Source organism: Priestia sp. P5_B4, from assembly GCF_056400385.1.
In genome coordinates this window covers 1-10548 of record NZ_JBFULJ010000090.1, presented here as the reverse complement: position 1 = coordinate 10548, position 10548 = coordinate 1, and the positions used below count along the sequence as shown (strand labels likewise).

The following is a 10548-nucleotide window of genomic DNA, read 5'->3' as shown; positions in this document are numbered from 1 at the left end:
CAACAGTTGCTAGCGCTATGATTTTGACTGCGCTTGAGCCGGTCTTCGTAGTGATAGGAGCTTATTTTTTATTTAAAGAAAAAACAAGCAAAGTAGGAATCATCAGCATTTTAATTGCTGTTAGCGGCTCGGTAATTATTGCATCGGGAGATATCGGAGTAACCAAAACGGCTCTTTACGGAGACTTACTTTCTATTTTAGGTACAGTAGCTGTTTCTGTTCATATGCTCGCGGGGCAAGAATTATGCAGGAAAATGCCTTCAATCATCTATAGCTTCGCCGTTTTTTTTATCGGTGGCCTGGTTCTATTTGTCTACAATATTTGTACAAATGTATCGCTGACTCAATATGACATAAAAGATTGGTGGATCTTTTTGCTTTTAGCGCTTATTCCTAATATTTTTGGTCATGCCTTATTTAACTGGCTGTTAAAGTACGTAGGTGCTACGACAATTTCAATGGCTATTTTAGGCGAGCCAATTGGTGCCATCATTCTCGCTTATTTCTTGCTTGGAGAAATGACAACTGTTTCTCAGCTAGTGGGAGGAATGATTGTGATGATTAGTGTGATGATCTTCTTAAAGTACAAAGCAGCAGAGCCGGAAAAAGTCATGGCTCTTCAAGAAAAGTCCAATATCAGCTAATTGGATAGGCAAGCAGCACCGAGTATGATACAGTTTATTTATCATTATTTACCATTTGGTAAAGAGGCTTTTATTAAACTACATAAAGCGGGTGTAAATATGCTGAAAAAACTAACGGACCATGTTTATTACTTTCCTCATTCTGAAGAAACGGATCGGCCGGTGCTCGGGCTTATCTGCGGGGAGAAGTATAGTTTCATCGTAGATGCCGGGAATTCTCCTGCGCATGCATCATCATTTTTAGAAGAAGTGGAAAAAATGGGCGTCCCTCCAATCAAAGGAGTAGCTATTACGCATTGGCACTGGGATCATACATTTGGTATTCATGCAATGAATAAGTATACAATCAGCCATCATTTAACAAAGAAAAAGCTGGCCTATTTAAAGACACTGCGCTGGGACGATGATTCCTTGGATAAACGCGTCCAGGAGGGGGAGGAAATCGAGTTTTGCCGGGATATGATCAAGAAAGAAATGCCGAGTCGAGAGACGTTAATTTTACAGGAGCCGGACGTAACGTTTCATCATCATATGGAAGTTGACCTAGGTGGAATCACTTGTTGCATTCAGCATATTGGCGGAGTACACGCGCAGGACTCGTCCATTGTCTACATACCCCAAGAAAAAGTCCTGTTTTTAGGTGATTGTCTATGTCCAGATTTTTATAGCGGTGACTGGAGTTATGATAAAGAAGACTTTGAGCGGATTCAGAGAGAGCTTAAAAAATATGATGCGCAGTATTATCTCTCATCTCATTTTGACCCTGAAACTCCTGAGGAACTTTGGCAAGATTTAAACCAATTGAGTGCGATTGGAGAAATTGTAGGAAATGAAGTCGATTTAGAAAAAGCATGTTTTCAGTTTGAATGTGAAACGTATAAAAAACCAACAAATGAGCAAAAAGAGAGAATACAGTATTTTGTTAATGGAAATGTCAAACGCAAAAGCAGAGAACTGTTTTGATAGTTTATGCCTAATGATAAATAAGCCCCCCTGTTCATACTATGTTATGAGCAGGCGGGCTTATTCAATTGGTTGTGCAGTGATATAAGTTTTAAATTATGATAGTAAAATAAATAACTTGACGAAATAAAGTTATAAAAATATAATAAGTTACATAAAGTAAGTTGATTAAAAAATGATACATTCAAAAGGAGAAATAATCATGAACTTTCACCGTGCACCTCATGTATTTGTTGGGAAAGTAAATTTAAAAGTAGAAAATTTAGAGCGTTCACTTGCTTTTTATCAGCAAATAATCGGGTTTAAACTTTTAGGGAGAAAAGAAAACAAAGCTCTGTTAACAGCTGATGGACGCACGGCGCTGTTATCGATTGAACAGCCGGAAAACGTTACAGCAAAACAGCCTCGTACAACAGGCTTATATCATTTTGCTCTATTGTTGCCGACTCGTTCTGATTTAGGAAGTATACTGCAGCATTTGTTAAATAGCGGTTATCCGCTTCAAGGGGCGTCTGATCATCTAGTGAGCGAAGCGCTGTACTTGGCAGATCCAGATGGAAACGGCATAGAGATTTATCGAGATCGTCCGTCAAGTACATGGGAATGGAATGACAGTGAAGTAGTAATGGCTACAAAACCTTTAGATGCAGAAGCGATATTAGCTGAAGGAAACGGTAAACCATGGACAGGATTACCTTCTGCTACCTTAATGGGACATATTCATCTTCACGTTTCTGAATTAGAGCAAACGGAAAACTTTTATCGAAATGGATTAGGTTTTGAGGTTGTGAGCAATTACCATAATCAAGCATTGTTTATTTCAACTGGGCGCTATCATCATCACATCGGACTAAACGTTTGGAATGGAATTGGAGCGCCTAGTCCTCTTGAAAGCAGCGTTGGTTTAGAGTCATTTACACTTGTTTTTCCAGCTGAAGAAGAAAGGGAGCAGGCAATAAATAAGCTTCGTGAAATCGGAGCAGCTGTGTCTAAAGAAAACCAAGATTTCATCACAAAAGATCCATCAGGCAATATAATTAGATTAGTCCTTTAACATAAAAGCTGCCGCAATTGGCAGCTTTTATTTATCGCAATGTTCGTCAAAATAGGAAAGAAATGTACACTTTTTTCTCAAATAGTAAGATGATAATGGCGAAAACGGTGTTATTTTCAGGGAAATAAACGAAGAGTCTTACGTTTAAAAAAGTTTGTAAACAAGCGGGCGTGGGAATAAAATACATATCAAGCATCATTTCTTATCGTTATTGAATTTTTATATAAAGTCTTTTCATATAAAACCTTGAAAGAAGGGAGCGGAAACCTGTGAGATATAAAGTGAAACATTGGCTTAGATTAACTTCAGACGAGCGCTATCTTGTATTGTTTGCTACTGCTGCTTTGCAAAAAGAAAAGCGATAAAAGAGTTGTTAATAGTAAGGAAAGTAGCTTTATATGCTAACGAAAAGGTAATAAAAGGCCTGAAAATAATATATTTATTTTCAGGCCTTTTATTGTTTTCAAACCTTTTTTAAGTCAACTGTTGAGAGATAGCTTCAGCCGTTTGTTTGCCGTTTGTTATACACGCTGCAATGCCTACTCCATAGTAAGAACAGCCAGCTAATATAATAGCGGGGTGCTTGTCATGCAATTTTTGAGTCAAGCTGCGTACAAGTTCACCGTGTTTAAGGTGATAGGTAGGCATCAATTTATCCCAATTGGTTACGTCGCTTTCAATAGGCTCCTCTTTGATTCCTAAGCTGTTTTCAATGTCCTTTTGTGCCACTGCTAGCAGCTCTTCTTTTGACATCGTCCGCAGGCTGTCAAAGTGGTGACTCGTACTTTTATAAAACAGGCGAACTAACAAATTCCCTCGCTTAGAAGTGTGAGCCCATTTTTTGCTCGTCCACGTGCAGGCATTGGCGATTAAGTTGCTTGATTGAGAAGCAATAAATCCAGTGCCTTCAGCGGGAAGGTATTCGTCTGGAACGTCATAGCCGATGTATACGCTAATGAGAGAAGAATCTTTTAACTGCTCAAAGTCTTCGTTTAATTCGGGATCGTTCAACAGGTGCTGAGCAGCCGTGTGCGGTGTAGCTAACACCACATAATCTGCTGAATAGGCTTGCCCCGGCGTACTGATTTGGTAGCGTTCACCGTCCTGTTTTATGCTGGTAGTTGGCGTATCTTTTAAAATCGTTACATCAGAAAGCTCTTCTTCTAAGCGGTGAATAATCGTTGATAAACCTTGTTTAAACGAAATGAATTTTTTATTTCCTGCCGTTTTGAATTTTTTTTCATTGGCTCCCATTCCTTTGATGATGCTGCCGTACGTGTTTTTGTAGTCGAGCAGATATGGGAGAGTCGAAGAAATCGTAAGTTTGTCTAAATCGCCAGAGTAGACGCCGGATAAAATAGGTGCAATTTGCTTTTCTACTAGCTCTTCTCCTAAAAAATGTTTTAAAAAGAGTCCGATTGAGCTGTCTTTCGTAAACGTTGTATTTTTAGTGATTAAGTCTTTTAAAGCTGTAATTTTAGCTTTTGAAGAAATCAGCTCGCTTTTAAAAAGAGATTCCACGCTTGTTGGAATACCGAACATGGTATCTTCAGGAATTGGAAGCAGCTCATTAGCAGAGTAAATAAACGATTTGCCCGTTTCGTTATATACTAAATCGTTTGTTAAGTACAGCTCTTCTAGCAGAGGCATAACGTTTTCTTTTCGAGCTACAATAGAATCCGCCCCTGTTTCCATGATAAATTCCCCAGCTTCACGCGTATTGATTTTCCCTCCTAAATAGGCATGTTTCTCTAGTAATAATAATTTAACCGGGAGATTACGTTCTCGTTTTAGTTTCTGCAAATAGTACAGAGTGGTTAAGCCCGTAATTCCTCCTCCAATAACAGCGACCGTTTTCAAAATATTCACTCCTACATTTTCAACAATTAGTCTGTAATATACGAAAATCATACCACTATGACTAGGAAAAGTGTAATGAATTGATTGTGAACATAGTGTGTGCAAACACGAAAAGAAATATTGAAACTATACGATTAGATATTTTGAAATTACATAAAATAAAAGCTCATACACGTAGAGAAAATGACTGAGACGCAGCAGTGAAGAAAGGAGGAAGCATCATGCTCGGCGGTTTTATGGAAACGCTGAAAAAAGACTGGCTCGCTTTAGTATTAATAAGTGTTCTTATATGCGGTATTACCTTAAACGTACGAGCCGAAGAGAAGAGCGGACGAAGCGGATACATCGAACCAAAGCTAGTTTTTCCTGTGATCAGTGATGTTCATATTAAGGAAACAGGAACGCTTGATTTGCGTACTTTTCAACATGCATTAACGCAATTAAATGAACAGGCACCGAAACAAGATGCATTTGTAGTAGTAGGAGATTTGGCTGATACCGGCGCATTAAAAGAATACGACCGCTTTTTTTCTATTTATAATCAAAATAAACAGCCGCAGGCCGTATCTCTTTTTACGATTGGTAATCATGAATACAGGGACAGCGTAACTAATCAGCAAGCGCAGCAGCGTTTTTTATCTAAAACTAAAATGAAAGCTCTTTATTTTCATCAAGTGATAAAAGGATATCATTTTATCATGCTTGGAACAGAAAGCCGTCTGACCGCCGGTGATTATTCAGTCAAACAAATTAACTGGCTTGCTGAACAGTTGAAGATAGCAAAGCGAGACGATCCTAAAAAACCGATTTTTGTCTTTATTCATCAGCCTATTAACAATACACTGTACGGGAAAAACAGATGGGGGATAGAGGTGAATGAACAGCTTCTTTACAATACGTTAAAACCTTATCCGCAAGTCATTACATTTTCTGGTCATACCCACCATCCGTTGGACGATCCTCGTACTATTTTTCAAAGAGATTTTACATCTCTTGCAACGTCTTCTGTTCGGTATATATGGCCTGGTGCCGGATATTTACAAGGTGAACTTCCTCCTGGCTACCGAGATGTGAGTCAAGGTCTTCTTGTAGAGGTTTATAATCGAAAAGTAGTCGTTAAAAGGCGASATTTTCACGCAAATAAGTGGACAGGAGAAGCGTGGGAAATTAACATACCTGCAGATGCAAAAAAGTTTCACTACACGAATGAACGAGATTTAGTAAAACCGATTTTTCTCCCAAGCTCTACTATTTCTGTTATACAAGAAAAAGCTTCATCGAATCAGCTGTATATCCAGTTTACGCAAGCGGTGGATAATCTGATGGTTCATTCTTATCGCATTACCGTCAAAAATAAACAAACTGGAGAAGTGGTCAAAACATATAATGCATTTTCTCAATACTACAGCGATCCCGTTCCGGATGTTCTAAGTCTTCCGTTATCAGGTTTACAGCCTCATACTGCGTATCAAATAGAAGTAGCGGCAGTGGATGCGTTTGACAATCAAAGCGACCAAAAATTAATCATTGAAGGCTCTACTAAATAGCTAAAAGAATCCTGATTTTTATTGATTCTTTTAGCTTTTTTTCATCTGTTTTTAATGTTATTTTCATTAGATTTTTAAGTGGAGTTGCTACACTGAAACTGTATTTAAAGTCATAATATGTAATTTTAATGAAAGTATCAAAAATCAAAAGGAGTTTGTATGAAAGGATCTTTTGTACGTTTTTTAGTAGTGGGACTGGTCAATACAGCAGTAGGTCTTTCCATTATGTATGTGCTGCTTCATATTTTTCATCATTACTGGGCAGCAACGTTTATCGGAAACGCAGCAGGAGCAGTGGTCAGCTACGTGTTAAATCGAATATTTACGTTTAAAAGCGGAGTTCATTTATCTACAAGCATACTGCGTTTTATTTTGGTTATCGGCGTTTGCTACGGCTTGTCTTACTATATTGGACTGCAGTTCTCCAGCTGGTTATTGCATCAACTTCCTGCTGCTGTGCGTCCGTTCAAAAAAGACGTCGGTATATTAATTGGAACAGGTCTGTATACGCTTTTAAATTATACGGGTCAAAAATATTTTGTATTCAATACAAAAAAAGAAGCAGTCGTCGTACACGATTAGCTTCTAGCAATTATGAAATGGAAATAGGTGTTAACAGATGAAGAAAGAAACAGCTATGAATAAAGAAAAAACATTGCTTATTATCGCTTTCCTTTTGCTGCTTGCGTATGTATCCCCTATGTTTTTGCTCGGGGAAAATTCACATATACGCGTGCACGATAATTTAGACTCAAATATTACGTGGTATAAAGTTCTGCATCGAAGCGGAGAGCTGTTTGGCTCCAGTCATGCCGTATTACCTCAAATTATTAATGGATTGCCGAGGAATACGTTTGGAACAGAATTTAGCGGTATTCAGTGGCTGTATGGTTTATTTCCGACCATGCTTGCGTACAGTCTCAGCCAAACGATCACGCGCGTATTTGCTTTAATTGGAATGTACTTATTATTAAAAAAGCATTTTATTAAAAGTGAGGATGCTTATGCGATTCGAGTGCTTGTATCACTTGCTTTTGCACTTACGCCATTTTGGCCTTCGGGCATGCTGAGTACATTAGGACAGCCGCTGGCGCTGTGGGCGTTTTTAACCATTCGAAACCGCGAAGGAACGTGGAAGGAATGGCTTACTCTTTTATTACTTCCGTTTTACGCGAGCTTTGTTCTAGGATTTTTCTTCTTTTTAACGGCGATGGGAATGCTGTGGCTAAGAGATGCAGTTAAAAAACGAGTTTGGAATATTCCTTTTTTAAGCAGTATTGCAGCGATGACCGCTGTCTTTCTGCTCATTGAATACCGTCTTGTTGATTCTCTTTTATTTCCCGAGGCCCCGACGAGTCGAAATGAATTTTTAAGCTCTACTCTAAGTTTCGGACATTCCGTTCGCCTTGCTTTTAAGAACTATACGCTTGGACATACACATGTAATGACACTTCATACTTTTGTCATTTTGCCGCTTTCTTTTATTGTACTGTGGATTGTTGCTCGGAATCAGAAAGGAAAGCTTGAAAAAACGTTTTTGCAGTTATTTATTCTTAATCTCCTACTGTCGATTTGGTATGCGTTTTGGTTTTATAAAGGATGGGAGCCGTTAAAAGAAAAATATCAGCTTTTTAATACGTTTAACTTTGCTAGATTTCATTTTTTACGCCCGCTCATTATTTATTTGATGTTTGCAGTTGGCAGCTATGTTTTATGGAAACGGAGCAAGGCGTGGAAAAAGTTTGTGTGGGTGTGTTTGATTTTACAGCTGCTTGTGTTATTTATAGCGAACCCTGAGCTTTATTATCGCTACAATCACGAGCCGTCAGTCAAAGAATTTTATGCTGTCCATCAATTCGATGAAATCAGCAGATATATAGGGAAACCTAAATCATCTTATCGGGTAGCGAGCATTGGGCTTCATCCATCAATTGCTCAGTATAACGGCTTTTATACGCTCGATACGTATAACAACTTCTATCCGTTAACGTATAAACATGAGTTTCGCAAAATCATTGCCAAAGAGCTTGATAAAAATAAAAAGTTAGAAAGTTACTATGATCACTGGGGCAACCGCTGCTATGTGTTTGTTAGCGAGCTAGGGAAAAAATATGATTATCGAAAAGACTCAACGAAAAAAATCCGTCATTTGCAGCTTAATATCAGCCAATTTAAAAAAATGGGCGGTCGCTATATCTTTTCAGCTGTGCCAATCGAAAATGCTGAAAGTGACGGTTTGCACTTTTTAAAAGCGTTTAACGATAAACAGTCCGCTTGGAAAGTGTATGTATATGAAGCAAAGTAAGGGGGCAATAACATGAACAGACCTATTTTAACGATTGTTGTTCCATGTTACAACGAAGAAGAAGTATTCACAGAAACATCTTTTCAATTAACTACTGTAGTAAAAGAACTGATAAATGAACGTCTTGTATCAAGTGAAAGTACCATTTTATTTGTAGACGATGGAAGCAAAGACAGCACGTGGTCGCTTATTGAAAAAGAAAGCTGCAGCAATTTGTTTGTAAAAGGGTTGAAGCTAGCGCGGAATGTAGGACATCAAAATGCTTTGCTCGCAGGACTAGAAGCAGCCCATAAGCAATCTGACTGCGTCATTTCCATTGACGCAGATTTACAAGATGATATCAGCGTTATTCGTACTTTTATAGAGAAATATTGGCTCGGGTATGAAGTCGTATATGGTGTTCGAGACAGTAGAGAAACTGATACATTTTTTAAACGAACCACGGCAGTAGGGTTTTACCGTTTTATGAATAAGCTAGGAATTCAGCTCGTTCAAAATCACGCCGATTTTCGTCTCATGAGCAAACGTGCTCTTGGTGAACTTATGAAATATAAAGAAGGCAACGTCTTTTTACGAGGCCTTGTACCATTAGTAGGATTTCGCTCCACGGAAGTCACATATGACCGCAAAGAACGGACAGCGGGCGAATCAAAATATCCGTTAAAGAAAATGCTTGCTTTTGCATTTGATGGAATTACATCTTTTAGCGTAGCGCCGATACGCTTATTGACGCTGCTTGGAGGAGCTTCTTTTCTCTTTAGTATTGCGTTTGGTATTTATGCGCTGATTCAAAAATATTTAGATCATACGCAAATCGGCTGGACGTCTCTTATTTTATCAATTTGGCTTGTAGGCGGCTTGCAGCTAATGGGAATGGGTCTTGTCGGAGAATACATTGGCAAGATTTTTAACGAAGTGAAACAGCGTCCTAAATATGCGATTGAAAGAGATTTATATACAAAACACTCATTAGACAAACAAAAAGATTTGCTTATGCATTAATTTAAGAAGCTTCTCCTAAATGGAGAGGCTTTTTTTGTTAAAGCGTTTATCATAATTTTTGAGTGAACAGGAAATGCTACTACTAAAATTTCTAAGGAGATCAAAATCTATGAAAAGACTATTTTATACAGTCAGCACTTTTTGTTTTGTTTGGCTTGCTTTTACAGCCATTCATGTCAGCGCTCTTTCGATTGAGAAGCTTCCAATGAAGAAATCATCTGAACAATGGTCGGTTGAACTGACAAAAGCGAGCATGACGGGAGATAATCAGCTAAAGTGGAAAAATAACGTCTATCATACATATGGATTAACCGTTGAAAACATTGGAAAAGACGTAGAGCGCGTGCAGGTCCAAGCTTTTCGGCACGAAGGAAAAAATAAGGCGAAATACAGCTTGTTTTCTCCTATTGAAAGGTCTAACTTAAGCAAAAGCGGTCAGCGTTTTCGCTACGCGAATTTTGCTGTTCCTGGAAAAGCGGCAAGTTTAGACATTATGATTAACTGGACGGACGAACGAGGCAATCATCAAGAACATTTTGAATTTAAATAAAAGTCTTCGCTTAGGCGAAGACTTTTTTTGCAGGAATTTATCCTCGCATGTGGAAAACGAACACGAAAGGAGAGATCCATAATGATTGCAAAAGCTACTGAAGAAGAATTACAGGAAATTCGGACGAAATCTGCTGATGCGCTGTTTGAAGGAACGATGAAGCAGTTTCATCCGTCAGCTGAACGCGTAAATGAACTAGTTGGTAGTGCCTTTGAAAAAGGCTGTTATTATTTAGTTTTAAGACAAGAAAATAAACTCGCAGGCTGGGTTCTTATCGGCCCATCTACCGATTTCTTTTCAAAAGAAGAAATTGGATTTATCTACGAATTATATGTTGTACCCGAATACCGCGGGAAAGGTTTAGCCAAGCCGTTAATGCAAAAAGCAATTAATGAATTGTCTATCAAAGGATACCCTGAAATCAGACTCAGCGTTCATGCTGGGAATTTTGCACAGCATGTGTATCGTGAACTTGGCTTTGTAGATAAACAAATATCAATGAGCTTACAAGTGGCAAAACGTCCGTAACGTTGATGAATGTCAGCGAGTCCATAAAACATAAGATGTTATACATGCGATGAGGTTCGGTAATGAAAGTAAAAGTAAATAAGTAGCCCAAACAG

The 10548-nt window shown here is 38.4% G+C and carries 10 protein-coding genes; 9 read left to right on the top strand and 1 reads right to left on the bottom strand.

Annotated elements, in window-relative coordinates; translation table 11 throughout:
• From AC1DRF_RS10675 to AC1DRF_RS10665, 3 genes are all read left to right on the top strand, one after another.
• Positions 1–644: DMT family transporter (locus tag AC1DRF_RS10675; protein WP_477740717.1), on the top strand; the 644-nt coding region annotated here is incomplete at its 5' end.
• A gap of 24 nt (positions 645–668) precedes the next feature.
• Positions 669–1607, top strand: a complete 939-nt coding sequence (locus AC1DRF_RS10670) for an MBL fold metallo-hydrolase (protein ID WP_043978291.1) — start codon at positions 669–671, stop codon at positions 1605–1607.
• A 202-nt stretch (positions 1608–1809) separates the two neighbouring features.
• Positions 1810–2661 (top strand): VOC family protein, encoded by an 852-nt coding sequence (locus AC1DRF_RS10665; RefSeq protein ID WP_230184501.1) that lies wholly within the window; start codon positions 1810–1812, stop codon positions 2659–2661.
• Positions 2662–3135: 474 nt separating this feature from the next.
• Here AC1DRF_RS10665 and AC1DRF_RS10660 read toward each other — a convergent pair whose 3' ends face one another.
• Complete coding sequence (locus tag AC1DRF_RS10660; protein ID WP_230184500.1) at positions 3136–4521, bottom strand: protoporphyrinogen oxidase; 1386 nt, start codon at positions 4519–4521, stop codon at positions 3136–3138.
• A 200-nt stretch (positions 4522–4721) separates the two neighbouring features.
• Between AC1DRF_RS10660 and AC1DRF_RS10655 the strand changes: the two genes are divergently transcribed.
• From AC1DRF_RS10655 to AC1DRF_RS10630, 6 genes are all read left to right on the top strand, one after another.
• Positions 4722–6068, top strand: coding sequence for a metallophosphoesterase (locus AC1DRF_RS10655; RefSeq protein ID WP_477740716.1), 1347 nt, complete (start codon positions 4722–4724; stop codon positions 6066–6068).
• A gap of 159 nt (positions 6069–6227) precedes the next feature.
• The gene (locus AC1DRF_RS10650; protein ID WP_013084632.1) at positions 6228–6650 is read left to right on the top strand and encodes a GtrA family protein; all 423 of its coding nucleotides are present in this window, start codon (positions 6228–6230) and stop codon (positions 6648–6650) included.
• 37 nt (positions 6651–6687) lie between these two features.
• The gene (locus tag AC1DRF_RS10645; protein ID WP_097824431.1) at positions 6688–8373 is read left to right on the top strand and encodes a DUF6044 family protein; all 1686 of its coding nucleotides are present in this window, start codon (positions 6688–6690) and stop codon (positions 8371–8373) included.
• Positions 8374–8385: 12 nt separating this feature from the next.
• Positions 8386–9375 carry a glycosyltransferase family 2 protein gene (locus AC1DRF_RS10640; RefSeq protein WP_043978303.1) on the top strand — a complete coding sequence of 330 codons (990 nt, stop codon included), beginning with the start codon at positions 8386–8388 and terminating at the stop codon, positions 9373–9375.
• A 109-nt stretch (positions 9376–9484) separates the two neighbouring features.
• Positions 9485–9925 carry a hypothetical protein gene (locus AC1DRF_RS10635; protein WP_427075152.1) on the top strand — a complete coding sequence of 147 codons (441 nt, stop codon included), beginning with the start codon at positions 9485–9487 and terminating at the stop codon, positions 9923–9925.
• A gap of 81 nt (positions 9926–10006) precedes the next feature.
• Positions 10007–10453: a GNAT family N-acetyltransferase gene (locus tag AC1DRF_RS10630; protein ID WP_230184498.1), complete on the top strand. Its 447-nt coding sequence runs from the start codon at positions 10007–10009 to the stop codon at positions 10451–10453.
• The last annotated feature ends 95 nt before the right edge of the window (positions 10454–10548 follow it).

Excerpts from the sequence above, each read along its gene's own strand:
- AC1DRF_RS10670 (WP_043978291.1), top strand. The coding sequence starts at position 669 with ATGATACAGTTTATTTATCATTATTTACCATTTGGTAAAGAGGCTTTT.
- AC1DRF_RS10665 (WP_230184501.1), top strand. The coding sequence starts at position 1,810 with ATGAACTTTCACCGTGCACCTCATGTATTTGTTGGGAAAGTAAATTTA.
- AC1DRF_RS10650 (WP_013084632.1), top strand. The coding sequence starts at position 6,228 with ATGAAAGGATCTTTTGTACGTTTTTTAGTAGTGGGACTGGTCAATACA.
- AC1DRF_RS10645 (WP_097824431.1), top strand. The coding sequence starts at position 6,688 with ATGAAGAAAGAAACAGCTATGAATAAAGAAAAAACATTGCTTATTATC.
- AC1DRF_RS10640 (WP_043978303.1), top strand. The coding sequence starts at position 8,386 with ATGAACAGACCTATTTTAACGATTGTTGTTCCATGTTACAACGAAGAA.
- AC1DRF_RS10635 (WP_427075152.1), top strand. The coding sequence starts at position 9,485 with ATGAAAAGACTATTTTATACAGTCAGCACTTTTTGTTTTGTTTGGCTT.
- AC1DRF_RS10630 (WP_230184498.1), top strand. The coding sequence starts at position 10,007 with ATGATTGCAAAAGCTACTGAAGAAGAATTACAGGAAATTCGGACGAAA.